Genomic DNA, 24,472 nt, shown 5'->3' on the forward strand with positions numbered 1-24,472 from the left:
ACAGTGCATTCAGGCCAGAAGCGCTTGCGGGAGGATGCTCACAGGAAGAACATCCACCTCTTTGTTGCAGGCACCCGCCACCACCCCAAGGAACCATATGGCCGAACCAAACAATCCCTCCAACAACACGCACCCGCTGCCGCGCCCGCTCGGGCAGCGCCAGGTCCACCCGCTGGGGCTGGGCTGCATGGGCATGAGCGAGTTCTACGGGCAGACCGACGATGCGCAATCGCTGGCCACGCTGCACATGGCGCACGGCCTGGGCGTGAATCACTTCGACACGGCCGACGCCTACGGGTTTGGCCACAACGAATCCCTGCTGGGCCGCTTTCTGCATGAACTCTCCCCCGGCCAGCGCGCAGAGGTCACGGTGGCCACCAAGTTCGGCATCGTGCGCGAGCCCGGCCGTTACGAGCGGCGCATTGACAACTCGCCCGCCTACATCCGCCAGGCCTGCGATGCATCGCTACAGCGCCTGGGCGTGGAGCGCATCGACCTGTACTACTGCCACCGCCGCGACCCGGCCGTGCCACTCGAAGACCTGATGGGCACCCTGGCGGACCTGGTGCGCGCGGGCAAGATTGCGGCCGTGGGCCTGTCGGAGGTGAGTGCGGAGAGCCTGCGCACCGCCCACGCACTGCACCCGGTGGCGGCCGTGCAAAGCGAATATTCGCTGTGGGAGCGCGGCGCCGAGCAGGCCGTGCTGCCCACCGCCCAGGCGCTCGGCATTGCGTTTGTGGCCTACAGCCCGCTGGGCCGGGCCTTCCTGACCGACCAGCCGCCCGTGCTGGATGCCCTGGCCCCCGACGACTTCCGGCGGGCGCTGCCGCGCTTCAATGGCGCCGAGGGCCAGGCCAACCGCAGCCTGCAGCAAGGCCTGGCGCAACTGGCGCAGTCCGCAGGCCTGCCGGTGACCACGCTAGCGCTGGCCTGGATGCTTAACCGCCATCCGCATGTGCTGCCCATCCCCGGCACCCGGCGCAGCCAGCACCTGCAGCAGAACCTGGCAGCGGCGCAGGCCACGCTGCCCGCCGAAGTGATGGATGCGCTGGACGCTCTGTTTGCACCGGGCCAGGTGGCGGGGGCCCGCTACACGGAGGCGGGCTGGGTGGGGATCGAAGCCTCTGCCACGGCCTGAGGACCGATTCAGGGTGCGCCTTCGGCGACCGATTGGCGCACCCGCCGCTTCTGCGCACAATCCGGTGCCACCACGCCCCTCTGCCCGGCCCGCCGCACCATGAGCCTCTCCACCGTCTTCAAGATCACCATCGCGCTGCTGATCGCGTTTTTTGCCATCGAGAAGCTGCGGGTGCACCGGGCCGACCAGCGGCTGCGCAGCCCGGTGGGCACCACACAACAGCAGCCGTTTGCCGACAGCCCTGTGCAGACTGCCACGCGCGATGCGCCGTTTGTGCGGCAGGGGTACGAGATCAAGCCGCTGGCGAACTTTGCCGTGCGGGCGCGGGTGCTGTCGCGCGAGGACTATGTGCTGGGCAGGGAGGCAGACCTGTCGCGCACCGACCTGGCGCTGGGTTGGCAGCGCATGGCCGACCCGGCGGTGTACGGGCTGCTCAACATTTCCCAGGGCAGCCGCTGGTACCGCTATTCCTGGCGCGACCAGCCACCTATCCCGCTGCAGGAGATCATCGAGTCGTCTGCCAACATGCACATGATTGCGGCCGACGCCACAGTGGAGCGCGCACTGGGGAAGGTCCGCAAGGGGCAGTGGGTGCGCATCACCGGCAAGCTGGTGGAGGTGAGCCATGCGAGCGGTTGGCGCTGGACCAGTTCGCTCACCCGCAGCGATTCGGGCGCCCGCGCGTGCGAGCTGGTGTGGGTGGAGTCGTTGCAGGTGGAGGACTGACGGTGCTGGTTGGGCTACGGACCAAACTCCGCACCGCTGCGAAATCAGTAGCTATCAACCCATGACCATAGCGCGCAAGCGGGGTTTTCTGTTCAAATCCCCAGCGCACCGTACGGTCAGCGCCCCGCCGTGCAAGCCCAGCCCGGATACTGCGGCTACAGGGTTTGCCCAACGGGCAGACCACCGGACTCCCCTGAACCCCAGCAAAGGACGCCCATGGCCAAGATCCTGGAAGTGAAGTATGAGCACCAGGCCGATGCCCGCGTGTGCGAGGTGGCCCACAAGAGCCAGGCCGACCTGTGCTGGCACGAGGTGCACTACCCCGCGCAGGCCAGCGGCGACGCGATCTGGTTCATGGTGGCCTATGCGAACCAGGCCAGTTTCAAGATCCTCCGCGTCAAGCACGCCAGCCTGGCAGACCTGACGATCTTCAAGGTGGCGACCCCCGAGGAGGCGGGCTGGAACACCAAGGACCACTTGCTGATCGGCAAGCTGGGCAAGTAGGCGGGCTAGACGTAACCCACCTGGGCAGTCAGCTCAGCTCAACCCCCCACGCACTTCTGCACCTGCTCGCCCAGGCCGGTCGCGCCCAGGCGCATCACGTCGCCGGGCTTCAGGAACCAGGGCGCGGGCTTCTGGCCCAGGCCCACGCCGGCGGGGGTGCCGGTCAGGACCAGGTCGCCGGACTCCAGCGTCATGAACTCGCTGATGTACGACACCACCGTGGGCACATCAAAAATGAAGTTGCGGGTGCTGCCGTTCTGCACGCGGCGGCCGTTCACCTCCAGCCACAGATCGATGGCGTGCGGGTCGCCCACCTCGTCGGCGGTCACCAGCCAGGGGCCGATGGGGGCGAAGGTGTCGTGGCTCTTGCCTTTGTCCCACTGGCCGCCACGCTCCATCTGCCAGGCGCGTTCGGACACATCGTTGGCCAGCACATAGCCCGCCACATGCTCCAGCGCCTGCGCCTTGGCCACATTGCGCGCGCGGGTGCCGATGACGATGCCCAGCTCCACCTCCCAGTCGGTCTTGACCGCGCCGGCGGGGATGCGCACATCGTCGTGGGGGCCGCTCAGCGCCGTCACGGCCTTCATGAACAGCACAGGCTCGGCGGGGGGCTGCAGACCGGCCTCGCGCGCGTGGTCGGCGTAGTTCAGCCCCACACACACGATCTTGCCCACGCCCCCCACCGGGCTGCCCAGGCGCGGTGTGCCGTAGACAGGCGGCAGGCGGCTCGCGTCGATGGCGGCCAGGGCCGACAGGGTGCGCGGGTTGAGCTGGGCGGGGCCGATGTCGGGCAGCAGCATGGACAGGTCGCGCAGCGTGCCGGTGGCGTCGAGCAGGCCGGGGCGTTCGGCGCCGGGCTGGCCGTAGCGGATGAGTTTCATGGCGGGGAGTCCTGGTGGATGGTCTTGTGGGTGATCGATGGAGGGGCTGCGCAGGCATCAGGTGTCCGGCACCCGGCAAAAAATGGGCAGGTGCCTTGCGCTGCCCGCTGCGCCCATTGCGCAGCATAGCGGCCTGCCACCCCCTGTGCAGACGCAAATCACCGCCCCTGCCTTGCCACAACGCGACGCCAGCGCCCCACCCGCAGCCCTCGCCCGCCGCGCAGCACGCGTAACATGGCGCACGGGGCGCGCTACCCAAGGCCGCCCCACCAAATACTCCTGATTTGATAGCTATTACCGCAATACAGACGCGCGGTAACGGCCATTTTTAGCACTATTCACCATGGCCCCTGCCGCCAACCTGCCCTCCGCGCCCCCCGCCTCCCCCGAGCCGCCTCCCCGGCCCCAGCCGCGCAACCCGTCCGACCTGTTCTGGTCTTTCACCTGGCTGGCCTTGCAGGGTTTTGGCGGCGTGCTGGCCGTGGTGCAGCGCGAGCTGGTCGAGAAAAAACGCTGGATGACCAACGAGGAGTTCGTCGAGGACTGGGCCGTGGCGCAGATCATGCCGGGCCCCAACGTGGTCAACCTCAGCATCATGATCGGCGACCGCTACTTTGGCCTGCGCGGCGCGTTTGCGGCGCTGGCGGGCATGTTGACCTTTCCGCTGATCCTGGTGCTGGCCCTGGCCGTGGTCTATGCGCAGTTTGCCAGCCACCCGGCCGTGGCCGGTGCGCTGCGCGGCATGGGTGCGGTGGCCGCCGGGCTGATCGCCGGGGTGGCCATCAAGCTGTTCACCTCCATCAAAAGTCACCCGCTAGGCCGCCCGCTGTGCGTGGCCTTCCTGGCGCTGACCATCGTGGCCATGGTGGTGCTGCGCTGGCCGCTCTGGTGGATCCTGCCGGTGATTGGCGGCGCGGCCTGCGTGCTGACCTGGAGGAAGCTCGCACCATGAACAGCCTCGCCCTCACGCTCAGCCCGATGGACTGGCTGAACCTGTTCCTCTACTACATGTCGCTGTCGCTGCTGGCCGTGGGCGGCGCCATTGCCACCGCGCCCGACATGCACCGTTTTCTGGTCGAACGCCAGGCCTGGCTCACCGACCCGCAGTTCAACGCCTCCATCGCCATCGCCCAGGCCGCCCCCGGCCCCAACGTGCTCTTCATCGCCCTGCTGGGCTGGAACGTGGGCATCAACGCGGGCGGCCCCGGCGTGGCGGGCTGGCTGCTGGGCGCCCTGGGCATGGCGGTGTGCATGCTGGGCGTGATGCTGCCCAGCAGCCTGCTCACCTGGCTGGCCACGCGCTGGGGCCACCGCAACCGCGAACGCCGGGGCGTGCGCGCCTTCAAGCAAGGCATGGCGCCAGTGGTGATTGGCCTGCTGCTGGCCACCTCGTGGGTGCTGGCGCGCGCCCACGGCGGCCCCGCCGAGGCCTGGCCCCTGTGGCTGCTGAGCGGCGCCACTGTGCTGCTGGTGTGGCGCACCAAGTTGCACCTGCTGTGGATGCTGGGCGCGGGGGCGGTGCTGGGGGCGTTGGGCTGGGTGTAGCCGGTGGCAGAGGTGCCGCGCTAGGCACCCCTGCGTGAAACGGGGCCGGATCAGCTGATGCGGCGCCCGTTCTCCGCATACACGGCCAGATAAATCGCGTCCGAGCCGATGTAAGGCGCCTTGTTGCCAAAGCCCACGTTGAAGTCACCAAACGACAGCGCGCGGATGCTGGCCAGGCCTGCGCGCAGGCGCTCGCGGGTGGGTTCCTTGCCTGCGTTTTTCAGGCCCTCGATCATGATCTGGGCGTTGAGCCAGCCTTCGAGTGCGCTGCCGCTGTTGAGGTAAGCGGCGTCGCCGCCGGTGGCTTTCAGGGTGCTCTGGAACTTGCGCACCACCACCGACTTTTGCGAGTTGGCGTCGGGGAACACCTGCACCAGTGCCAGGCCGCGCGTGGATGCGGCCAGCTTGGGCAGTTCCGACGAGATCACCGTCACCGATAGGCCCGCCAGCGGCACACCCTGCGCCTTGGCGCGGAAGGCCTGCACAAAGGCCGTGTTGGCCGTGCCCGTGGTGGCCAGCAGCACGGCACCGGGGCGCTCGGCGGCCACCTTGTCGGCCAGCTCGGCGCCGTTCTTGCCGTCCACGGCCAGCGCAAATTCGCCGCCGCGCTCGACCTTGATTTCATCGAGCGCTGCGGACATGTCCTTGAGCACTTCCTTGCCGAAGGGGTTGTCCAGGTACACCACGGCAATGCGCTTGAGGCCCATGTCCACGATCTGCTTGACCAGGCGCTGGGTTTCCTCGCGGTAGGTGGGGCGCAGGAAGAACACATGCTTGTTGCCAGGCGCGCGCAGCGAGGTGGCGCCCGTAACGGGGCCCACGGTGGGGATGCCCTTGGACTCGACGAGCGGCAGGATGGAGGCGGTGTTGGCCGTGCCCAGGGGCGAGATCAGCGCAAACATCGACTGCGCCTCGATCATTTCGGTCACGTTCTTGAGCGTGCGCGCGGCCACGTAGCCGTCGTCCTTGGCATCCACTCGGATCTCGCGGCCATGCACGCCGCCTGCGGCATTCACCTCGGCAAACGCTGCCTTCATGCCTGCGAGTTGCTCGATGCCGGCCTGGCCCAACGGGCCGGTGAGCGCGATGGAGCAGCCCAGGGTGATGGAGCGGGCGGTCAGCGCTTCTTCAGCGGCCAGGGCGTGGTGGGCCCAGGTGGGCAGACCGGTGGCAGCGACAGCCTGGGTGGCGCGCAGCAGAAATTGACGACGGCTCATGGTGGTGCGGGGGCCTGAATGGATAAAAGTGGCGCAGGCTACCGGCCACCGCGCGCGCCCACTGTCCGCTGCGCGACAAAAGCCGCCGCACGGGCCCCAAACCGGGGGTTTTCACCGAGCCAGCCGGGTTGCCAGGGCCTAGAGCGGGGCCCGGAGCACGCTACGGGGCGCTGGTGTCAGCTGCCCAGCAGTTGCGGCAACACGCTGGCAGCCGTGCCGCGCAACAGCGCGTGCGCCGTGTCGTCCAGCGCGCTGGGTGCGGGGTTCAGCACCACCACCTGGGCACCCGCTGCCCGCGCCTGGTGCGCCAGGCCCGCTGCGGGGTAGACCGCACCGGCGGTGCCCACCACCAGCATCAGGTCGCACTGCCGGGCGGCGTTCTCGGCGGCTTGGAGCGTGGCCCAGGGCAAGGCCTCGCCAAACCACACCACGCCCGGCCGCACCAGGTTGCCGCAGCGGTCGCAATGGGGCGGGTGCCCGGCCACGGCATGGTCGAGGTGGCAGCACGGGCGGGGGGTGTCGAGCCAGCGGTTGCTAGCAATGTCGCCGTGCAGGCACAACACGCCGGGGCTGCCTGCGCGCTGGTGCAGGCCGTCCACGTTCTGGGTGATCAGGGTGAGCCTGCCCGGATGCTGCTGCGCAAAGCGGGCGAGTGCATGGTGCCCGGCGTTGGGCACCACGTCGGCCAGCAGGCCGCGCCGGTACTGGTACCAGTCCCACACGCGCTGGGGGTGGGCGCGGAAGCCCTCTTCGGTGGCCATGTCTTCAGGGCGGAACTGCGCCCAGTAGCCGGTCTGCGCGTCGCGAAAGGTGGGTACGCCCGATTCGGCGCTCACGCCTGCGCCGGTGAGCACGGCGATGTGCCCTGCTTCGTGTACCCAGCCTTGAACCGTCTCCAGCATGGCTGTGCGGGTCAGGTCCTCTGGCGCAGGGCCTCGTACAGGCACACGCCGCTGGCTACGGACACATTCAGGCTTTCCACCGCGCCCTTCATGGGGATGCTGACCAGCTCGTCGCAGGTCTTGCGCGTGAGCTGGCGCATGCCGTCGCCCTCGGCGCCCAGCACCAGGGCCACGGGGCCTTTCAGGTCCACCTGGTAGATGGTCTTGGGCGCATCGTCGCTGGTGCCGATGCACCAGATGTTGCGCTCCTTGAGTTCGTTCAGGGTGCGCGCAAGGTTGGTGACCATGAAGTACGGCATGGTCTCGGCCGCGCCGCTGGCCACCTTGGCCACGGTGGCGTTGATGCCCACGGCATGGTCCTTGGGGGCGATGACAGCATGCGCGCCCGCGCCATCGGCCACACGCAGGCAGGCGCCCAGGTTGTGCGGGTCGGTCACGCCGTCCAGCACCAGCAGCAGGGGTTGCTCGATGCCAGCGGCTTCCAGGTCTTCCAGCAGCTCATCCAGCGAGGTGGCCACCTTCACGGGCTCGACCCGCGCAGCCACGCCCTGGTGGCCGTGGCTGCCTGCCAGCTTGGCGATGCGCACGCTGTCGGCTTCGATGAGGCGGGCACCGGCCTCGCGGGCGCGGTCGAGAAACTGGCGCATGCGCGCATCGCGGCGCGTGGCTTCGTAGTAAATCTCGATGATGGACTTTGGCGCGGTCTTCAGACGCACGCCCACGGCGTGGAAGCCGAAGAGAACTTTGGGGCTGGACATGCGGGGATTATCCGCTGGCCAGGGGGCCGCCCCGCTTCACACTATGGATTTAATAGCTATCAAGGCAATACCATCGCGCGGTAGAGGCCAAAAAATCTCAAAAAAATTTGCCTTCTCAAACAACACGCCCCGCGTCGATGGTGATGCGGTGTTCGCACTGCGCAGCGATGGCGCGGTCATGGGTGACCAGGACCAGCGTGGTGCCCAGCTCGCGGTTCAGCTCGAACATGAGCCGCATGATGGTCTCGCCCGTTGCAAAGTCCAGGCTGCCCGTGGGCTCGTCGGCCAGCAGCACGGCGGGCTGCACCACAAAGGCTCGCGCCAGGGCCACGCGCTGCTGCTCGCCGCCCGACAGCACCTTGGGGTAGTGCGACAGGCGCTGGCCCAGGCCCACGCGGGCCAGCATCTCGGTGGCGGCCTTGCGTGCGTTTTTGCGCACCTCTGGGCGATTGGACAGCTCCAGCGGCAGCATCACGTTCTCCAGCGCCGTGAGGTTGCCCATGAGCTGGAAGCTCTGGAACACAAAGCCCACCTTCTGCGCACGCAGCGCGGCGCGCTCGTCCTCGTCGATGGCGAACAGGTCATGCCCGTCCAGCCGCACCGTGCCGCGCGTGGGGGTATCGAGCCCCGCGATGATGGACAGCAGCGTGCTTTTGCCCGAGCCCGAGGCACCCACGATGGCGGCGGTTTCCCTCGCGGCCAGGCGGAAATCGATATCCCGCAGAATGTCGAGAGTGCCGGTGGAATCGGTCACCGACTTGAAGACATGCTCCACGGCGATGATGGGGGTTGCGGACGATGCCTGCGGCAGTGGGGAGGATTCGGACATGAAAGGACTTTTGCTTTGATTCGATACCTACGTCGGCGCCACTTTATCGTGAGCGCAGCCACCGGCGCGCTGGTGGGGCTTTGTGCCCCCGCCGCCCTCGCCCAGGCCAAGGCCCCGGCACAGCCTGCGCGCGCACCTTTGCTGCTGGTGCTGGGCGACTCGCTCAGCGCCGAATATGGCCTGGCGCGCGGCACCGGCTGGGTGGCACTGCTGGAAAAACAACTGGCGCAGGACAAGCTGAATGTCACCGTGGTCAACGCCAGCGTGAGCGGCGAAACCACCTCGGGCGGCCGCTCCCGCCTGGCGGCGCTGCTGGCCCAGCACAAGCCCACGCATGTGGTCATTGAGCTGGGCGGCAACGATGCCCTGCGCGGCCTGCCGCTCAAAAACACCGAAGAGAATCTGACCTGGATGACCCAGGCCGCGCAAAAAGCAGGCGCCAAGGTCTTGCTGGTGGGCATGCAGGTGCCGCCGAACTATGGCACCGACTACGCGAACAAGTTTGCAGGTTTGTTTGCCACCGTGGCGCAGACCCAGAAGGCGGCCGTGGTGCCCTTTCTGCTGAAAGGGGTGGCGGATGAGCCAGACCCAACCCGCCTGTTCCAGCCTGACCGCATCCATCCGCGCGCCGAGGCGCATCCGCAGATGCTGGCCAACGTGTGGCCGGAACTGAAAAAGCTGCTGCGCTGAAGATAAACAGCCCCAGGCAGCTCCAGGCTGTCAGGCGCTGGCGGGGCCCCCAGGCTGGCCGGGGGCAGCCGCATCACCCGCAGGCTGGTCGTCAGCGGGCTGGTCTCCGTGCGGCTCATCCGGCCTGCGGTGCGCTTTGGCCCTCAGCTTCTCTTCTTTTTTCTGTTTTTTGGCGAGTTCGCGCTGGCGCTTTTCGTATCCGTAGTTAGGTGTTGCCAAGGTAATTGCTTCCTGAAGTAGAGGCCCACTGTAACAGCATGCTCCTGCCCGTCACGCCGCAGCGGGCCGCAGCGGCACGACGGATGCGCGGTAGGCATGCCAGCTCGCAAAGCCCAGCACCGGGCCCGCCAGCAGCAGCCCCACGCCCCAGAACCAGAGCGATGCCGCCACGATGGTGGTGATGAGCGCGCCCCACAGCAGCATGACGAGAGGGTTCTCCAGCACCACGCGCATGCTGGTGATGCCTGCGGTGAGGGCATCGGTGTCGCGGTCCAGGATCATGGGGATGGACACCACCGAGGTGGAGAAGACCAGCGCGGCGAACACGCCCCCCACCACGGCGTACACCGCCACAAAACTCCAGTTCTGCGCGTTGAACACCGCCTGCAGCACACCGGTGGTGGACGGCATACCGGTGTTGAAAAACACCGCAAACACCACCAGCGACGCGCGGCCCCAGAGCAGCTCCAGCACCACGAGCACCAGCACCAGCATGCCCATGCTGCCCATGTGGCTGTCCCAGCAGGTGAGCGATTCGCTGAGCTGCGGCTTCAGCTCCGCCTCGCGCCGGCGGCTGGTGTCATACAGCCCCATGGCCAGAAACGGCCCCAGCAGCAGGCAGCCGCTGGCCATGGACATGGTGTATTCGGGCCGCGTGCGGAACACCCAGCCCAGCACCACCGCCATGCCCCAGAAGCACAGGCCATAGAACAGCGCAATGCCCGGCGCGGCGCGCACGTCGCCCAGGCCCCGCAGCAGCCACCGGAAGGGATCGGCCAGGCCCAGCGGCTGCAGCTCGACGGGCTGGGCCGTCTGGGCCTTTACGCGGTTGGCAATGGCCTCGGCGTGCTGGGATTCCGACGGGTCTGGCGTGCTGAGTGCGTCTGGCGCGGGCTTGGAGGATGTCACGGTCATGCCGCCACACTAAGCCCGCCCGTTCGGCCGCGCCACTGAGGAAAGCCCGTATCCCGGGCGGCATCCACCGCCGGGCTGCGGAGCCAATGCTGTTCAGGCGGCGGGGAAGGCCCGCTCCATGGCCTGCTGCAGATCGCGTTGCAGGTCTTCCACCGCTTCGAGCCCGATGGAAAAACGCACCAGCGTGCCCGGCTGCAACTGCGGCGAAGGGCGGCTGCGCATGCTGCCAATGGTGTAGGGCACGACCAGGCTCATGGGGCCGCCCCAGCTGTAGCCCAGCTTGAACAGGCGCAGGCCGTCGCAGAACGCATCCACCTGCTGCTGGGTGTAGCGCGCATCGATCATCACACTGAACAAACCCGCCGCCGCGCCCTGCCCGCCCTGGGCCGCGCCACACAGGGCCTTCCAGTGCGCGTGGCCGGGGGCGCCTTCCAGCGCGGGGTGCAGCACCTGCGCAATGGCCGGTTGCTGCTGCAGCCAGCGCGCCAGCACGCGGGCGGCTTCGTCATGGGCGCGGTAGCGCAGGCCGATGCTCGGCAGCGCACGCAGCACGGCCTCAACGTCGTTCACCCCCACGCCCAGGCCCAGCCGCATGTGGGTGAGCTTGATCTTCATGTGCAAGCCCAGGTCGCGCGTGATGACGCTGCCCATGAGCACGTCGCCGCCGCCGCTGGGGTACTTGGTGAGCGCATGGGCCGAGATGTCCACACCCAGGCTGCCGTCGCCGGTCAGGTCAAACGGCGCAAACGCCAGGCCTGCGCCCCAGGTGTTGTCCAGCGCCGTGGTCACGCCCCGCGCGCGGCAGATGCGCACCTGCTCGCACAGGTCGGGGAACTCCATGCTCACCGAGCCCGGCGCCTCCAGCCACACCAGCCGGGTGGCGGGGGTGATGCGCGCGGCCAGGTCGGCCGGGTCCAGGGGGTCATAAAACACATGGGTGATGCCAAAACGGGCGAGTTCGCCGTTGGCGAAATCCTTGCCGGGGCCGTAGGCGTTGTCCGGGATCAGCACCTCATCGCCGGGCTTGAGCAGGGCCAGCCCCACGTTGGCGATGGCGGCCAGGCCGCTGGGCACCAGCACGCACTGCAGGCCGCCCTCCAGCGTACACAGGCGCTCTTCCAGAATGAAGGTGGTGGGTGTGCCATGCAGGCCGTAGGTGTAGCCGCTCTTGTCCTTCCACTCGCGCGAGCGCATGGCTGCGACGTTGGGGAAGATGACGGTGGACGCCTTGTAGACCCCGGGCTGGGGGGCTTCAAAACCGGCGGGTGGCAGGTAGCCGTGGTGGACGATGCGGGTGGCGAGATCGGTGTCGTGGTCTTTCATGGCGGCCATGGTAGCGCGCCGCCCGGGGCCAGCCTGGGCGACGCGGTGCATGTGGGCTGCCGCGGATTGCCGCAGGTTTAGCTGGCGTTTACCACCAGCTGGTTGTTCACCGAGGTGACGCCGCTGACCGCCTTGGCAATGGTCTCGGCACGGTCACGGGCCACGGTGGAAGGTGCAGGGCCGTTCAGCGTGACCTTGCCGTTCACGGTGTCCACATTGATCTTGACGGCGCTGAGGTCGGGGTCCTTGGCCAGGCCCGCATTCACCTGGGCGGTGATGGTGGCGTCGTCGATCGCCCCCTTGGCGGTGTCGGCGGCCTGCTTGGCTGTGGCTTCTGCGCTGGCAGCGCCCTTCTCCATCTTGGTTTCAGCGCTCTGCATGGCGGCCTCGGCCTTGGCGCGGGCGTCCGCCGCAGCCTGCTCGGTCTTCTCGACAGCGGAGTCGAGCCGCTGGCCCACCGTGGGTTCTTCGGTCTTGTTGCAGGCGGCCAGGCCCAGGGCCAGGGCGCTCACGGCCAGCAGGCTGGCGACGCGGTGGGCGGGGTGGAAGCTGGTTGTTTTCGCGTTGTTCATGTCGTGACTCCTTCAGGTTGGAACATGGGCCCCACTGTAGGCAGCCCCCCAAGGCCTGCGGGTCGGACAGGGCCGAAGTGCCTGTAGGACGGTGCCGGGCGGCTCTGCCGGGGCGTTGCCCGTGCCAAAGGCATCACCCCCGCCTTGACACGCGACAATCGGGCCATGATTTCGCCGTCGCTGACCCGCTGGTTTCCGTTTCTCGCCTGGCCCCGCCCCGACCGCCACCTGCTCAAAGGCGAGTTCTGGGCCGGCATGACCGTGGGGCTGATGCTGGTGCCCCAAGGCGTGGCCTATGCCGCGCTGGCAGGCATGCCGCTGGTCACGGGCATCTACGCCTCGCTGATCCCGGCGCTGATTGCCGTGTTGTTCAGCGCCTCCACCCGGCTGGGCGTGGGGCCCACGGCCCTCACCAGTTTGCTGATTGGCGCGTCGCTCACGGGTCTGGCCGAGCCTGGCAGTGCCCAGTGGGTGGCCATGGCGGCGTGGATGGCCATGCTGTCGGGCCTGTTGCAGCTGGTGATGGGGCTGGCGCGGTTTGGCTGGCTGCTCAACCTGGTGACCTCGCCCGTGCTCAACGGTTTTACGCAGGCGGCGGCGCTGCTGATTCTGGGCTCGCAGCTGGGTGCACTCACCGGTCTCAGGGCCGCAGAGTGGAGCACCCTGCTGACCACGCCCTCGCCCGGCCTGTTTGACCTGACGGCGGCCGCCTTCGGGCTGGGCAGCCTGGCGCTGCTGATGCTGGCACGCCGCTGGCGGCCCAACTTTCCGGCCGCCATCGTGGTCGTGGGGGCGGCGGGCGCACTGAGCTGGGCCCTGGGGTATGCCGACGCAGGTGGCGCGGTGGTCGGCACCCTGCCCTCGGGCCTGCCCGCCCCGTACTGGCCGGGCGCCCTGCCCTGGTCCAGCTTTTCGGCCCTGGTGATGCCGGTGCTGGTGGTCACGCTGGTGAGTTTTCTGGAGACGGCATCCAGCGCCAAGGTTGAAAGCCAACGCTCGGGCGAGCAATGGAACGAAAACCAGGACCTGATCGGCCAGGGTCTGGCCAAAATCAGCAGCGGCCTGTGCGGCAGCTTCGCCACCAGCGCGTCCTTCTCGCGTTCGGCCATCAACCTGTATGCCGGCGCCAAAAGCGGCTGGGCCACGCTGTTTGCGCTCAGTCTGGTGCTGGTAGTGCTGCTGTGGCTCACACCCGCGCTGTACCACGTGCCGCAGTCGGTGCTGGCAGCGGTGGTGGTCACGGCCGTGACCAGCCTCATCAAGCCCGGCACGCTGCTGCGGCTGTGGCGGGTGTCGCGGGTCGAGGCCGTGATCGGCGGCATCACCTTTGCCCTGACGCTGGCCACAGCGCCGCGCATGTACTGGGGCGTGCTGGTGGGGCTGCTGGTCAACCTGAGCCACTTCCTCTACCAGCGGCTGCACCCGCGCATCATCGAAGTGGGCCTGCACCCCGATGGCAGCCTGCGCGACCGCCACCTGTGGCACCTGCCCCCGCTGGCGCCCCGCCTGCTGGCGCTGCGCATGGATGCCGAGCTGGACTTCGCCTCGGCCAGCGCACTGGAGCGGCGGGTGGCCGAGCACCTGGCCCACGACCCCGACGTGGTGCACCTGTGCCTGCTGGCCCAGCCCATCAACCGCATCGACGTGACCGGGGTGGAGACCTTTGCGCAGCTGCTGGCGCTGATGCAATCCCGGGGGGGAACCCTGCACTTGAGCGGGCTCAAACTGCCCGCCGAGCAGGTGCTGCGGCAGGCGGGCCTGCTGGAGCCCCGCGCCGGGCTGGCCATGTACCGCACCGACGCCGACCTGCTGGTGGCCATGCAGCAGTTGCCCGAACCCACGCCCAGGGCGTAGAACAGCGCCAGACAAGCCCCTGCGCGGGTTTTACCTACACCCCGGGCAAGCGCTGGCCAGCCCGTGCCACTGGTACACTGCGCAAACTCTCTTTGCTCGATTTGTGTCTGACTCTGCGGCCTCTCATCTGGTAGATCTGCGCGAACTTCGCCTGGATACTGCTCACGCGCTGGTGGCTCAGGCCGGCGGCAGCGAAGCAGCGTTGCACCGCGAAGTCCCTTCGCGCTACTTGCAAGGCCTGATCGACGGCTTGTGCGAACTGTCCCTCAAAGACCCCCTCACCGGCCTGGCCAACCGTCGGCATTTCCGTGCGGTGCTGGAGCGCGAGATCGACCGCGTGACACGCTCAGGCGAAGCCGCCCTGCTGCTCATGCTGGACATCGACCACTTCAAGAAAGTGAACGACACGCATGGCCACCTGGCCGGTGACGTGGTGCTGCAGTCGGTGGCGCGCACGCTCAGCGCTTGTGTGCGCCCCATGGACACCCTGGCCCGCTATGGCGGCGAGGAATTTGCCGTGGTGCTGCCCGCCTGCCAGGCGGCGTTTGGCCGCGTGGTGGCTGAACGCATCCGCCGGGCCGTGGCCAACAACCCCATCCAGATCTCGCCAGGAGTGGATCTGAACGTGACGGTGAGTGTCGGGGGCGCTTTTGCCATGCAGTGGATCCGCTCCACGACCCTGCTCTGGACCGACCGGGCCGACCACCAACTCTACCAGGCCAAGTCGGCCGGACGCAACCGCGTCAGCATTGAGGAGCAACCCGACAGCACCGTCAGTGCCGAAGAGAAAAGCCTGTTGTTTGGCCCGCTCTACACCCCCTCGGGTTGGGGCGACCTGCCTCCGCTGGACCCCAACCCCACAGGCAGCGCCTACTGAAAGTTAGATGATGAGCGACGCGCTGACCCCTCAACCCACCACGCCTGCAACCCCTGCAGGCGCCGCCACCCCCACGGCCCCCGCCCCGGATGGTGCCCGCATCATTGCGGTCACCAGCGGCAAGGGCGGCGTGGGCAAGACCTTTGTCTCCGCCAATCTGGCGGCCGCCCTCACCCGCCGGGGCCAGCGTGTGCTGGTGCTGGACGCCGACCTGGGCCTGGCCAACCTCGACGTGGTGCTGAACCTGCACCCCAAGATCACCTTGCACGATGTGTTCACCGGCAAGGCCGCGCTGGACGACGCCGTGATTGCCGCCCCCGGCGGTTTTGACGTGCTGCTGGCGGGCTCCGGCATGGTGGAGTATTCGCGCCTCACGCCCGAGGTGCGCAACCAGTTTTTGAGCGTGATCCAGGCGCTCACACCACGTTACGACGTGGTGCTGCTGGACACCGGCGCGGGCATCTCCGATGTGGTGCTGTTCTCGGTGTCGCTGGCCTCCGAGGTGCTGATCGTGGCCACGCCCGAACCCACCTCGCTGACCGACGCCTACGCAGCCATCAAGGTGCTGGCTATGCAGCAAAAGCGCCAGCATGTGCGCATGGTCATCAACCAGGCCGCGCGCCCGGGTGATGGCCGCGCCATCACCAGCCAGCTGCAGCAGGTGCTGGACCGCTTTGTCACCACCGAATCCGGTCGCCCCATGCGCCTGATCCACATGGGCGATATCCCGGCCGACCCCTCGGTGCGCGACGCCGTGATGCGCCGCCAGCTGCTGCTGCTGCAAACCCCCGGCTGCCCGGCGGCACTGGCCATTGCCCAGCTGGCCAACAAGATAGAGACCACGCTGCTGTCACCTGCAGCCTGACCGGCATATGCCAGGGCGCGCCTTGGCCACTGTGCCAACCTGAACCACAGGCCCGCCAGCGGGCCTTTGTGCATTTTTACTGCCGTGAACACCACCCACACCGTCCTCAACATCTCCTGCTACAAGTTTGTGCCGCTGCCCGACGCCGCCGCGCTGCGCGAGGTGCTGCACGAGCGTGCGGGCGCCGCGCAGCTCAAGGGCACCATCCTGCTCGCCGAGGAAGGCATCAACTTCTTTCTGGCGGGCCCGGCCGATGCCGTGCGGGGGTTTGTCGCGCAGCTGCGCACCGATGCCCGCTTTGCCGACCTGGAGCCCAAGGAGAGCTGGTCGGCCACGGTGCCCTTTCGCAAGATGCTGGTCAAGGTCAAGCGCGAGATCATCCGCATGGACCACCCCACCATTCGGCCCTCAGAAGGCCGCGCCCCGTCAGTGGACCCGGCCACACTGCACCGCTGGTTGGCGCAGGGGCATGACGACGAAGGGCGTGAGGTGGTCACGCTCGACACCCGCAACGCCTTCGAGGTGGACGCGGGCACCTTCGACAACGCCATCGACTGGCGCATCGACAAGTTCACCGAATTTCCGCCCGCCCTGCGCGCCCACAAGGCCGAGCTGCAGGACAAGACCGTGGTGAGCTTCTGCACCGGCGGCATCCGCTGCGAAAAAGCCGCCATCCTCATGCGCGAGGAAGGCCTGCACCATGTCTACCAGCTGGAGGGCGGCATCCTGAAATACTTTGAACTGACCGACGGCGCGCACTACCACGGCGGCTGCTTTGTGTTTGACGAGCGTGCCGTGCTGGCCACAGACCTGCGCGCGGCAGACGACGAATAGCTACCAAATGAAAAGCTATCAAATCAATAGCTATAAAGCCATGCCCATCGCGCGGTAACGGCCATTTTTGCTTGAATTTTTGACCTGTTTCCTCAGCCACCCTGCAGCGCCTGCGCCAGATCGGCAGCACAGGGCTGCTGCTGCAGGATCTTGCCGTACTCCCCCGACTGGCGCAGTGCCTTCAGACCCCGGTTGAAGGCCTCCAAGCGCTTGGCGCTGGCGGGCAGCTTCTCGCTCATCATCAGGTGGGTCGTGAAGTCGGGCACAAACAGCTTGGGGTGCGCCCGCACGCGGTGCGCCTGCTCGCCCGTGAACTTGGCGCCCAGCAGGTCGCAGGCCACGTTGCGGTCCAGTGGCACCACGTCCACGCGGCCCGCCAGCAGCTTGTTGAGGTTGCTCACATCGTCGGGCGCCACGTCTGCGCGCAAGGTGCCGTCCTTGACCATGCGCCAGAACACGGGGGTGTAGCTGTAGTCGGCCACCACGCCGATGCGCAGGCCCGCCAGGTCCTGCAGGCTGCTCCAGGTGAAGTTCCGGTCGCTGCGATAGAGGATCTGCCACTGCTCGGTCAGCACGTTGTCGCTGACCAGAAACCCCTTGTCGCGCTCGGCATTGCGTCCCCAGGCGGCGGTGGCGTCCCACTTGCCATCGCGCGTCTCGACCAGGGCCCGGGTCCAGGGCAAAAACACATACTCCACCTGCACCCCGGCCTTGGCAAACGCCTGGCGCACGATGTGCAGGGACATCCCCTGGTCGGCCCGGTCCGAGCTGGCATAGGGCGGCAGCTCGCCGGTGGCGATGCGCAGCGTTTCGGCCCGCACGCTGGCCCCCCCCACGCACGCCAGCAGCAAGCCCCACAGAAGGCAAAGATGGCGTCGCATGGTGTGCTCCTTTTTTTGACCACAGAGGAAAACAACGTAACCAGCTGTGTGCGTTGTGTCAATGTTCAGGCGCCGACATAATGACCCAACCCCGCTGGCAAGATCATTGCTTGCCCTTCTGACAACCCGGCCGTGCAGTCATGGCGCAGGTCCCCCCTCAGCCTACGGCCCCATGCGTTTTTTCAAGCCCTCTTCGCTGACCGCCAAGACCCTGGCCTGGGTGGTTGTGGCCAGCCTGGTGGCGTTTGCCGCCATCACCGGGGTCACCGTCTGGCAAGAGCGGGCCCTGCTGCTGCAACGGGCCCATGAGCAGGCCCAGCGCAGCGTGCAGCAGAACCTGCCCGCACTCAGCGAGAGCCTCTGGAACTTCAACAACGCCGGACTGCGTGCCCTGCTCAGCGGCATGGTGGGCGAAGGCGCCATCGTGCGCGCCGACATCCTGGACGGCGAACGCACGCTGATGACGGTCTCGCGCCCCGGCGAGGTGCCGCCCATCGACACCACCTGGACCACCCCCATCGCGGACCCGACCCACCCCGGCGCTGGCCAGCCGCCCCTGGGCGAGATCCGCGTGTACGAGTCCTACGCCGCGCTGCGCGCCCAGCAGGCCGAAACCGCGTGGCGCATCGCCATCGCCCAGCTGCTGCAGATCGCGAGCATTGCCGCCATGCTGGTGGTCATCGTGCGCTGGCTCATCATGCGCCACCTGTCGGCCCTGGCGCGAGCCGTCACCGGGCTGAACCCGCTGGACCACCAGGACCGCATCCGCCTGCAACGCCGGGCCAGCGGCGCACAGCCCGACGAGTTGGACGCGCTGGTGGATGCCCTCAACCGCTTCCACACCGAACGCGCCACCGAAGCCGGGCTGCGCCTGCGGGCCGAACACGCACTGCGAGCGCGCGTGCAGGAGATCGAGGCCACGCTGGGCGCGCTCAGCGACGGTGTGCTGGCCCTCAACGGCTCGGGGGAGGTGGCCTATGCCAACGGTGCCGCAGCGCGCCTGCTGGGCATGGACGAGCCCGCACTGCAAGGGCAGCCCTGGCACAACCTGCTGCGACTGCTGGACGAAGCCAGTGGCGAGCCGCGCGGCGAATGGCTGGAGCAGGCCCGCCTGTCCGGCAAACCGCAGCGCGTGCGTGGCGAGCTGCGCATCGCCCCGGCACACGCACGGGCCTTTGTGGCCGAACTCAACGCCGTGCCCCTGCACAGCCCGGGGGACGTGGTGCTGCTGCTGGTGCTGCGCGACATCTCTGAAGAAATCGACAAAGAGCGGCAGATCGTCTTCCAGGCCTTCCATGACCCGCTCACCGGCCTGGGCAACCGCTCCAAGCTGGCACGCGACCTTCCGCAGGATCTGGCCCGCGCGCGGGCAGCCCAGGGCCGCCTGGCCCTGCTGTTCATCGACCTGGACAATTTCAAGGACATCAACGACACCCTGGGCCACCAGGTGGGCGACCTGCTGCTGCGCCAGCTGGCGCTGCGCCTGCAGGCCAGTGTGATGCCCCCGGCCTGGGTCACGCGCCATGGTGGCGACGAGTTTCTGGTGGTGCTGCCGCAACTGGGCGGTGACGAGCAGGCCATTGCGCTGGCGCAGGAACTGATGAACCAGATCCGCCGCCCGTTCACCCTGGAGGGCTACCAGCTGCATGTCACGCCCTCGGTGGGCATCAGCTTCTTCCCGGACCACGGCAGCACCCCGGCCGAACTGGTGAGCCGTGCGGACATGGGCATGTATGCCGCCAAGAAGCTCGGGCGCAACACCTACTGTGTCTTTGACGACCGGCAGCTGCAGGAGTCGTCGCGGCGGCTGAACGTGGAGAACGGCCTGCGCACCGCGCTGGCCCAGGGCGAGTTCTGGCTGGCCTACCAGCCCAAGGTGGACCTGGCGACCGGCCGGGTGGCCGGTGTGGAGGCCTTGCTGCGCTGGGAAAGCCAGCAGCTCGGCCGCATCCCGCCCGCGAGCTTCATCCCCATTGCCGAAGAAAGCGGCCTGATCATAGACATCGGCGACTGGGTGCTGCGCGAGGCCATTGCCGCCGCCCGGCGCTGGCGCGACATGCTGGGCACCGAAGTGCCCGTGGCGGTGAACGTGGCGGCGGCGCAGTTCCGCAGCCCGCGCCTGCTGCAGGCGCTGCGCGCCATCGCCGCCGAAGACCGCGACATCCCGCGCCTGATCCAGCTGGAAGTGACCGAAAGCGCGCTGATCAGCGGGCTGGAGGACGTGACCGGCAAGTTCATCGCCCTCAAGGAGCTGGGCTACAGCATCGCCATCGACGATTTCGGCACCGGGTACTCCTCCTTGTCATACCTGAAGAACCTGCCGGTGGACACGCTCAAGATCGACCAGGCCTTCATCCGCGACCTGCACCGCAGCACGCAGGACGTGACCATCGTCTCGGCCGTGGTGCGCATGGGCCAGAGCCTGGGGTTTGCCATCGTGGCCGAAGGGGTGGAGGAAGCGCGCCATGTGCAGATCCTCCAGGGCCTGGGTTGCGACCAGGGGCAGGGCTACCACTTCAGCCGCCCCGTGCCCGAGGCGGAGCTGATCCCCCTGCTCAAGGAGGGGTGTGGCACGGTCAAGGCCTGAAGCCTGAAAGGCGCTGCTGGCCGCAGGCGGTTTCAGTCCGCCTTGAAGCGCTGGGGCGGCAGCGGGATGAACTCCGTCTCGCCCGGCACCGGGTCAAACCGCTGGGCCTCCCAGTCCTGCGCCGCCTGCACGATGCGCTCCTTGCGGCTGGACACAAAGTTCCACCACATGTGGCGCGGTGCATCCAGCGCATCACCGCCAATCACCATGAGCCGGGCCGCCGTGTCGGCCGGGGCCGCCAGGTGCATACCCTGCCCGGCCTCCACCACGCCCAGCAACTGCGCATCGAGGGGCTGGCCGTTAAGCTGCACTGGCTGGTCCACCGTGTAGACCGCCATTTCCTGCGCCAGCGCCGGGATCTCCAGCTTGGCGCCTGCGGACAGTTGCACATCCAGGTACAGCGTGGGCGACAAGGTGGCCACCGGCGAGGTCTGGCCAAAGGCCGTGCCGATGAGCACGCGTACCGTGGCGCCTGCGGCACCACCGGCTCCGGCCACATGCACCTCGGGAATGTCGGCAGCGGGCGTGTGCACAAAGGACGGATCCGCCTCTTCATGCACCACCGGCAGCGCCGTCCACAGCTGGATGCCGTGGTTCACATAGGGCTGGTTTGCCAGGCTTTCGGGGCGCCGCTCGGAATGCACGATGCCCCGGCCCGCCGTCATCCAGTTGATGGCGCCGGGCTCGATCTGCTGCACGCAGCCCAGGCTGTCGCGGTGCATGATGGCGCCAGAGAACAGATAGGTCACCGTGGCCAGGCCAATGTGCGGATGGGGCCGCACATCGTGGCTGTCGCCCGGCAACACAGTCACCGGACCGAAGTGGTCGAAAAACAGGAAGGGCCCCACGGCCTTGCGCTGCACGGCGGGCAGCAGGCGGCGCACGGTGAAGCCACCGCCCAGGTCCTTGGCGTGGCCCTTGAGGGGCAGGAAGGTGGGCGCTTCGCTCATGCTGCACGCTCCACCGAGGTGCTGATCTCGGTGGTCRCCGTGGTCATCAGCTTGTGCACGGGGCATTTCTGCGCCACGGTTTCCAGCTCGGCGATCTGGGCATCGGTGAGGTCACCGCTGACCTGCAGCCGGGTCACGAGGCGGTAGACGCCCGTGCGCTCGGCCGATGCATCGCGCTCGACCACGGTCTGCACATCATCCACCGGCAGGCCCTTGCGGCGTGCGTACCACAGCACCGTGAGCGCCTTGCAGGCCCCCAGTGCGGCGTCATACAGGTCATGCGGGCTGGGGCCGCTGTCGGTGCCGCCCTCCTCCACACTGCCATCGGCCACGAGCTCGTGCGCGCGGATGTGCACGGTCTGGGCCATGGGCGCGCCGGGGACGCGCCGCAATTCAACTGCCATGGGGTGTTCTCCTGGTTGTGCTGGGGCGCGCCACTGTAGCGCCAAAAGGGGGCTTAACGGTCGAGTCGGCGGGCCACGTCGGCCACGCGCTGGCCGAACTGCTTGCCCGTCTCCAGGTCGCCAGGGAACATCTCGGCGGCCGAGGCGTCGGACGGCGACTGCGCCATGGCGCCGCTGAACGAGCCGATCCAGTTCACATCGTTGCGCGTGGCGGCCTTGGAGTTGGCGGGCATCATGCCGTTGCCCACCCAGATGCCGCCGTGCTGCATGGCCAGGTGGAACAGGTAGTCCAGTGTGATCTGCTTGTCGCCGTTGGTGCTGGCGCTGTTGGTGAAGCCTGCGAACAGTTTGTCCTTCCAGGCCTGGCTGAACCAGGGCTTGGACGAGGCATCGGCAAACTTCTTGAACTGCCAGCTGGGGCCGGCCATGTAAGTGGGCGAGCCAAAGATGATGGCGCTGGCGGCGGCCAGCGTCTCCCAGCCGCCTTCGGGCAGGTTGCCCTCGGCATCAATGGCGACCAGCTGGGCGCCCGCGCCCTCGGCTACGGCTTGCGCCAGGCGTTGTGTATGACCGTAACCCGAGTGGTAGACAACTGCGATCTGTGCCATGAGAAAACTCCTGTTGAAACGAGGGGGGAACGACGAAAGACAAAAAAACTAACCAAGGCGGATTGAATGCCAGAACCTGCAGCCCTGCGGGCTGCAGGCCCATTCATTCACACAGGCCGGATCAGCGGCCTGCGCGGCGTGCGTCCAGGCTCCAGGCACCCGCGCCAAACGCAGCCAGGGCCAGCAGACCGCCGGTCACGCCCACGTTCTTGAAGAACATGAGCTGCTGCATCATCTGCTTGTCGGCGGGCAGACTCCAGTAGGCATGAAAGAAGAAGCTGGCCACCAGCGTGAAGAAGGCCAGAGCCAGTGCCGCAAACCGGGTGCCCACGCCAAAGATCAGCGCCAGGCTGCCCAGCACTTCCACCGCCGCCGCAATGGCGGCCGCCACCGTGGGCATGGGCAGGCCCACCGAGGTGATGTAGCCCACGGTGCCGGCAAAGCCGGTGAGCTTGCTGATGCCCGCAGGCAGGAACAGGGCGGCCAGCAGCAGGCGCGATGCCAGGGCCAGGGGGTTTTGCAGGGATGTGAACATGGTGAAGAACTCCTGAGTGAAAAGGGTTGAGAAGTAAACGATCCAGAGATCAGGCGGCCAGGTCAAACACCAGCACCTCGGCGTCGTGGCCATCGGTCAACGACAAGGTGGTTTCCTTTTCCATCAGCAGCGCATCGCCGCCCGACAGGGCCTGGCCGTTGGCGGTCAGCGTGCCACGCACCAGGTGCACATAGGTCTTGCGGGTGGGGTTCAGCGCCAGCGTGGCGGATTCCGCGCCGTCCAGCAAGCCTGCGTACAGGGCCGCATCGGCATGGATCTTCACCGAGCCCTGGGCGCCGTCGGGCGATGCCACCAGGCGCAGGGCGCCGCGCTTTTCCGCCTCGGCAAAGGTCTTTTGCTCGTAGCTCGGCGGAATGCCGCGCACATTGGGTTCGATCCAGATCTGCAGGAAATGCGTGGTCTGGCCCGCAGCGTGGTTGAACTCGCTGTGCTGCACACCGGTGCCTGCACTCATGCGCTGCACGTCGCCGGGCGGGATACCCTTGATGTTGCCCATGCTGTCCTTGTGGGCCAGTTCGCCCGACAGCACATAGCTGATGATTTCCATGTCGCGGTGGCCATGGGTGCCAAACCCGGTGCCCGGCGCAATGCGGTCTTCGTTGATGACGCGCAGGTTGCCAAAGCCCATGTGGGCGGGGTCGTAGTACCCGGCAAACGAGAAGCTGTGGAAGGAATTGAGCCAGCCATGGTCGGCGTGGCCCCGGTCTTGCGATTTACGAACAGTCAGCATGGTGATGGCTCCTTTGATGACTCGACTGTAGGACTGCAAGCCTGCCTGCGGGGGCAGATGAATTGATGGCAATGTTCAAATAATCTGAATTAACATGGCACCACCATGCAAAACGCCCGCGATGTCCTCACCCCCGATGCGCTGACCATGCTGCAGGTGATTGCCGAGGCAGGCAGCTTTGCCGCCGCCGCACGGCAACTGGGCCTGGTGCCCAGCGCCCTCACCTACCGCGTGCGGCAGATTGAAGATGCGCTCGACGTGCTGCTGTTCGACCGCAGCGCACGCCAGGCCCGCCCCACCGAGGCGGGGGTGGAGCTGCTGCGCGAAGGCGCCCGCCTGCTGCAGGACATCGACGCCGTGGCCCACCGCGTGCGCCGCGTGGCAACAGGCTGGGAGCCGCAGCTCACGCTGTCCATCGACGGCATCATCTCGCCCTACACCATGCTGGAGCTGGTGGACGCGTTCTATGCCATGCAGCCCCCCACACGCCTGAAGCTGCGCGACGGCATCATGACCGGCACGCTGGAGGCGCTCAACTCGGGCCGTGCCGACCTGGCGATTGGTGTCTCGGTGGCGAGCAACAACGTGGCAGGCCTGCAGCAGGCCTTGCTGGGCGATGTGCTGTTCATCTACGTGGTGGCGCCGCACCACCCGCTGGCCACTGCGCCCGAACCCATCTCCGACGCCACCCTGCTGGAGCACCGCGCCGTGGCCGTGGCCGATTCGGCCACGCGCGGCGGCGCCACCATGGGCCTGCTGGGCGGGCAGGATGTGCTGACGGTGGACACCATGCAGGCCAAGGTGCAGGTGCAGCTGCGTGGCCTGGGCGGCGGCTTTTTGCCCGAGCCCATGGTGCGCCCCTATGTGGAAGCCGGCCGCCTGGTGGCGCGCCGCGTGGCCCGGCCCGAACGCAACGTGCGCGTGCACTACGCCTGGGGCGGCCCGGGCTTCACCGCGCCCGGCCGGGCGCTGCAGTGGTGGCTGAACCAGCTGCAAAGCCCCGCCACACGCCGCGCTCTGCTGGAAAACCACCATCATTTCTGATCCCGATCAAGCGCCCGTACCTGCTGGGCGCGTGTAGAGTGGTCACCGTTGGTTCTGTAC

Annotated in this window: 27 protein-coding genes; 12 read left to right on the top strand and 15 right to left on the bottom strand. The window is 67.6% G+C overall.

The genetic code is table 11. The features are described from left to right. Positions 1–97 precede the first annotated feature (97 nt). The 3 genes from A1D30_RS01695 (at position 98) to A1D30_RS01705 (ending at position 2,368) form a co-directional block, all read left to right on the top strand. Positions 98–1,138, top strand: a complete 1,041-nt coding sequence (locus A1D30_RS01695; RefSeq protein WP_082836256.1) for an aldo/keto reductase — start codon at positions 98–100, stop codon at positions 1,136–1,138. A 99-nt stretch (positions 1,139–1,237) separates the two neighbouring features. Continuing rightward, positions 1,238–1,864, top strand: a complete 627-nt coding sequence (locus tag A1D30_RS01700) for a hypothetical protein (RefSeq protein ID WP_063459071.1) — start codon at positions 1,238–1,240, stop codon at positions 1,862–1,864. A 216-nt stretch (positions 1,865–2,080) separates the two neighbouring features. After that, positions 2,081–2,368 (top strand): DUF6150 family protein, encoded by a 288-nt coding sequence (locus tag A1D30_RS01705; protein ID WP_063459072.1) that lies wholly within the window; start codon positions 2,081–2,083, stop codon positions 2,366–2,368. A 38-nt stretch (positions 2,369–2,406) separates the two neighbouring features. On the opposite strand, the gene A1D30_RS01710 is transcribed toward A1D30_RS01705, so the two are convergent. Next, entirely contained in the window at positions 2,407–3,252 is an 846-nt protein-coding gene (locus A1D30_RS01710) for a fumarylacetoacetate hydrolase family protein (protein ID WP_063459073.1), read from the bottom strand. A gap of 343 nt (positions 3,253–3,595) precedes the next feature. Here A1D30_RS01710 and A1D30_RS01715 point away from each other — a divergent pair, with 343 nt between their 5' ends. After that, the gene (locus A1D30_RS01715; protein WP_063459074.1) at positions 3,596–4,204 is read left to right on the top strand and encodes a chromate transporter; all 609 of its coding nucleotides are present in this window, start codon (positions 3,596–3,598) and stop codon (positions 4,202–4,204) included. Then, on the top strand, positions 4,201–4,797 hold the full coding sequence (locus A1D30_RS01720) for a chromate transporter (RefSeq protein ID WP_063459075.1): 597 nt from the start codon (positions 4,201–4,203) through the stop codon (positions 4,795–4,797). The genes A1D30_RS01715 and A1D30_RS01720 overlap by 4 nt, the downstream gene beginning before the upstream one ends. Before the next feature lie 50 nt (positions 4,798–4,847). On the opposite strand, the gene A1D30_RS01725 is transcribed toward A1D30_RS01720, so the two are convergent. The 4 genes from A1D30_RS01725 to A1D30_RS01740 form a co-directional block, all read right to left on the bottom strand. Continuing rightward, a complete protein-coding gene (locus A1D30_RS01725) occupies positions 4,848–6,014 on the bottom strand; it encodes an ABC transporter substrate-binding protein (protein ID WP_063459076.1) in 1,167 nt (388 codons plus the stop codon). Between the two features lie 176 nt (positions 6,015–6,190). Continuing rightward, a complete protein-coding gene (locus tag A1D30_RS01730) occupies positions 6,191–6,916 on the bottom strand; it encodes an NAD-dependent deacylase (RefSeq protein WP_063459077.1) in 726 nt (241 codons plus the stop codon). Positions 6,917–6,927: 11 nt separating this feature from the next. After that, positions 6,928–7,674, bottom strand: coding sequence for a 23S rRNA (guanosine(2251)-2'-O)-methyltransferase RlmB (rlmB, locus tag A1D30_RS01735; RefSeq protein ID WP_056644258.1), 747 nt, complete (start codon positions 7,672–7,674; stop codon positions 6,928–6,930). 115 nt (positions 7,675–7,789) lie between these two features. Continuing rightward, on the bottom strand, positions 7,790–8,503 hold the full coding sequence (locus tag A1D30_RS01740) for an ABC transporter ATP-binding protein (protein WP_063459078.1): 714 nt from the start codon (positions 8,501–8,503) through the stop codon (positions 7,790–7,792). Between the two features lie 15 nt (positions 8,504–8,518). Here A1D30_RS01740 and A1D30_RS01745 point away from each other — a divergent pair, with 15 nt between their 5' ends. Further along, positions 8,519–9,193 carry an arylesterase gene (locus tag A1D30_RS01745; protein WP_063459079.1) on the top strand — a complete coding sequence of 225 codons (675 nt, stop codon included), beginning with the start codon at positions 8,519–8,521 and terminating at the stop codon, positions 9,191–9,193. A 30-nt stretch (positions 9,194–9,223) separates the two neighbouring features. On the opposite strand, the gene A1D30_RS26305 is transcribed toward A1D30_RS01745, so the two are convergent. The 4 genes from A1D30_RS26305 to A1D30_RS01760 form a co-directional block, all read right to left on the bottom strand. Then, the gene (locus A1D30_RS26305; protein ID WP_082836257.1) at positions 9,224–9,412 is read right to left on the bottom strand and encodes a hypothetical protein; all 189 of its coding nucleotides are present in this window, start codon (positions 9,410–9,412) and stop codon (positions 9,224–9,226) included. 51 nt (positions 9,413–9,463) lie between these two features. Further along, positions 9,464–10,327, bottom strand: coding sequence for a DUF2189 domain-containing protein (locus A1D30_RS01750; protein WP_242421756.1), 864 nt, complete (start codon positions 10,325–10,327; stop codon positions 9,464–9,466). Positions 10,328–10,420: 93 nt separating this feature from the next. Next, on the bottom strand, positions 10,421–11,659 hold the full coding sequence (locus A1D30_RS01755) for a PLP-dependent transferase (protein ID WP_063459080.1): 1,239 nt from the start codon (positions 11,657–11,659) through the stop codon (positions 10,421–10,423). Positions 11,660–11,727: 68 nt separating this feature from the next. Next, positions 11,728–12,222, bottom strand: coding sequence for a BON domain-containing protein (locus A1D30_RS01760; RefSeq protein WP_063459081.1), 495 nt, complete (start codon positions 12,220–12,222; stop codon positions 11,728–11,730). A 165-nt stretch (positions 12,223–12,387) separates the two neighbouring features. Between A1D30_RS01760 and A1D30_RS01765 the strand changes: the two genes are divergently transcribed. The 4 genes from A1D30_RS01765 to A1D30_RS01780 all read left to right on the top strand — a co-directional run bounded on the left by A1D30_RS01765 (position 12,388) and on the right by A1D30_RS01780 (position 16,652). Then, positions 12,388–14,076: a SulP family inorganic anion transporter gene (locus tag A1D30_RS01765; protein WP_063459082.1), complete on the top strand. Its 1,689-nt coding sequence runs from the start codon at positions 12,388–12,390 to the stop codon at positions 14,074–14,076. 103 nt (positions 14,077–14,179) lie between these two features. Then, on the top strand, positions 14,180–14,953 hold the full coding sequence (locus tag A1D30_RS01770) for a GGDEF domain-containing protein (RefSeq protein WP_063459083.1): 774 nt from the start codon (positions 14,180–14,182) through the stop codon (positions 14,951–14,953). 10 nt (positions 14,954–14,963) lie between these two features. Continuing rightward, on the top strand, positions 14,964–15,818 hold the full coding sequence (locus tag A1D30_RS01775; protein WP_063459176.1) for a MinD/ParA family protein: 855 nt from the start codon (positions 14,964–14,966) through the stop codon (positions 15,816–15,818). An 84-nt stretch (positions 15,819–15,902) separates the two neighbouring features. Then, positions 15,903–16,652 carry a sulfurtransferase gene (locus A1D30_RS01780; RefSeq protein WP_063459084.1) on the top strand — a complete coding sequence of 250 codons (750 nt, stop codon included), beginning with the start codon at positions 15,903–15,905 and terminating at the stop codon, positions 16,650–16,652. 92 nt (positions 16,653–16,744) lie between these two features. Here A1D30_RS01780 and A1D30_RS01785 read toward each other — a convergent pair whose 3' ends face one another. Next, positions 16,745–17,533 carry a transporter substrate-binding domain-containing protein gene (locus A1D30_RS01785; RefSeq protein ID WP_082836258.1) on the bottom strand — a complete coding sequence of 263 codons (789 nt, stop codon included), beginning with the start codon at positions 17,531–17,533 and terminating at the stop codon, positions 16,745–16,747. Positions 17,534–17,705: 172 nt separating this feature from the next. On the opposite strand from A1D30_RS01785, the gene A1D30_RS01790 reads away from it, so the two are divergent. Then, positions 17,706–20,120 carry an EAL domain-containing protein gene (locus A1D30_RS01790; protein WP_063459086.1) on the top strand — a complete coding sequence of 805 codons (2,415 nt, stop codon included), beginning with the start codon at positions 17,706–17,708 and terminating at the stop codon, positions 20,118–20,120. Positions 20,121–20,152: 32 nt separating this feature from the next. Here the strand turns inward: A1D30_RS01790 and A1D30_RS01795 are convergent, their stop codons facing one another. The 5 genes from A1D30_RS01795 to A1D30_RS01815 form a co-directional block, all read right to left on the bottom strand. Then, positions 20,153–21,070, bottom strand: coding sequence for a pirin family protein (locus tag A1D30_RS01795; protein WP_063459087.1), 918 nt, complete (start codon positions 21,068–21,070; stop codon positions 20,153–20,155). Then, on the bottom strand, positions 21,067–21,474 hold the full coding sequence (locus A1D30_RS01800) for an OsmC family protein (RefSeq protein WP_063459088.1): 408 nt from the start codon (positions 21,472–21,474) through the stop codon (positions 21,067–21,069). The genes A1D30_RS01795 and A1D30_RS01800 overlap by 4 nt, the downstream gene beginning before the upstream one ends. 53 nt (positions 21,475–21,527) lie before the next feature. Then, positions 21,528–22,082 (bottom strand): flavodoxin family protein, encoded by a 555-nt coding sequence (locus A1D30_RS01805; RefSeq protein WP_063459089.1) that lies wholly within the window; start codon positions 22,080–22,082, stop codon positions 21,528–21,530. Between the two features lie 121 nt (positions 22,083–22,203). After that, positions 22,204–22,617 (bottom strand): DoxX family protein, encoded by a 414-nt coding sequence (locus A1D30_RS01810; RefSeq protein ID WP_063459090.1) that lies wholly within the window; start codon positions 22,615–22,617, stop codon positions 22,204–22,206. A gap of 49 nt (positions 22,618–22,666) precedes the next feature. Beyond that, positions 22,667–23,368: a pirin family protein gene (locus tag A1D30_RS01815; protein WP_063459091.1), complete on the bottom strand. Its 702-nt coding sequence runs from the start codon at positions 23,366–23,368 to the stop codon at positions 22,667–22,669. Between the two features lie 105 nt (positions 23,369–23,473). On the opposite strand from A1D30_RS01815, the gene A1D30_RS01820 reads away from it, so the two are divergent. Further along, positions 23,474–24,412, top strand: a complete 939-nt coding sequence (locus A1D30_RS01820; RefSeq protein WP_063459092.1) for a LysR family transcriptional regulator — start codon at positions 23,474–23,476, stop codon at positions 24,410–24,412. Positions 24,413–24,472: the final 60 nt, after the last annotated feature.

Origin of the sequence: Acidovorax sp. GW101-3H11 (genome assembly GCF_001633105.1) — a bacterium.
GTDB lineage: Bacteria > Pseudomonadota > Gammaproteobacteria > Burkholderiales > Burkholderiaceae_C > Acidovorax.

Coding starts and splice junctions, on each gene's coding strand:
- A1D30_RS01695 (WP_082836256.1), top strand. CDS start 98: ATGGCCGAACCAAACAATCCCTCCAACAACACGCACCCGCTGCCGCGC.
- A1D30_RS01700 (WP_063459071.1), top strand. CDS start 1,238: ATGAGCCTCTCCACCGTCTTCAAGATCACCATCGCGCTGCTGATCGCG.
- A1D30_RS01705 (WP_063459072.1), top strand. CDS start 2,081: ATGGCCAAGATCCTGGAAGTGAAGTATGAGCACCAGGCCGATGCCCGC.
- A1D30_RS01710 (WP_063459073.1), bottom strand. CDS start 3,252: ATGAAACTCATCCGCTACGGCCAGCCCGGCGCCGAACGCCCCGGCCTG.
- A1D30_RS01715 (WP_063459074.1), top strand. CDS start 3,596: ATGGCCCCTGCCGCCAACCTGCCCTCCGCGCCCCCCGCCTCCCCCGAG.
- A1D30_RS01720 (WP_063459075.1), top strand. CDS start 4,201: ATGAACAGCCTCGCCCTCACGCTCAGCCCGATGGACTGGCTGAACCTG.
- A1D30_RS01725 (WP_063459076.1), bottom strand. CDS start 6,014: ATGAGCCGTCGTCAATTTCTGCTGCGCGCCACCCAGGCTGTCGCTGCC.
- A1D30_RS01730 (WP_063459077.1), bottom strand. CDS start 6,916: ATGCTGGAGACGGTTCAAGGCTGGGTACACGAAGCAGGGCACATCGCC.
- rlmB (WP_056644258.1), bottom strand. CDS start 7,674: ATGTCCAGCCCCAAAGTTCTCTTCGGCTTCCACGCCGTGGGCGTGCGT.
- A1D30_RS01740 (WP_063459078.1), bottom strand. CDS start 8,503: ATGTCCGAATCCTCCCCACTGCCGCAGGCATCGTCCGCAACCCCCATC.
- A1D30_RS01750 (WP_242421756.1), bottom strand. CDS start 10,327: ATGACCGTGACATCCTCCAAGCCCGCGCCAGACGCACTCAGCACGCCA.
- A1D30_RS01755 (WP_063459080.1), bottom strand. CDS start 11,659: ATGGCCGCCATGAAAGACCACGACACCGATCTCGCCACCCGCATCGTC.
- A1D30_RS01760 (WP_063459081.1), bottom strand. CDS start 12,222: ATGAACAACGCGAAAACAACCAGCTTCCACCCCGCCCACCGCGTCGCC.
- A1D30_RS01765 (WP_063459082.1), top strand. CDS start 12,388: ATGATTTCGCCGTCGCTGACCCGCTGGTTTCCGTTTCTCGCCTGGCCC.
- A1D30_RS01775 (WP_063459176.1), top strand. CDS start 14,964: ATGAGCGACGCGCTGACCCCTCAACCCACCACGCCTGCAACCCCTGCA.
- A1D30_RS01785 (WP_082836258.1), bottom strand. CDS start 17,533: ATGCGACGCCATCTTTGCCTTCTGTGGGGCTTGCTGCTGGCGTGCGTG.
- A1D30_RS01790 (WP_063459086.1), top strand. CDS start 17,706: ATGCGTTTTTTCAAGCCCTCTTCGCTGACCGCCAAGACCCTGGCCTGG.
- A1D30_RS01795 (WP_063459087.1), bottom strand. CDS start 21,070: ATGAGCGAAGCGCCCACCTTCCTGCCCCTCAAGGGCCACGCCAAGGAC.
- A1D30_RS01805 (WP_063459089.1), bottom strand. CDS start 22,082: ATGGCACAGATCGCAGTTGTCTACCACTCGGGTTACGGTCATACACAA.
- A1D30_RS01810 (WP_063459090.1), bottom strand. CDS start 22,617: ATGTTCACATCCCTGCAAAACCCCCTGGCCCTGGCATCGCGCCTGCTG.
- A1D30_RS01815 (WP_063459091.1), bottom strand. CDS start 23,368: ATGCTGACTGTTCGTAAATCGCAAGACCGGGGCCACGCCGACCATGGC.
- A1D30_RS01820 (WP_063459092.1), top strand. CDS start 23,474: ATGCAAAACGCCCGCGATGTCCTCACCCCCGATGCGCTGACCATGCTG.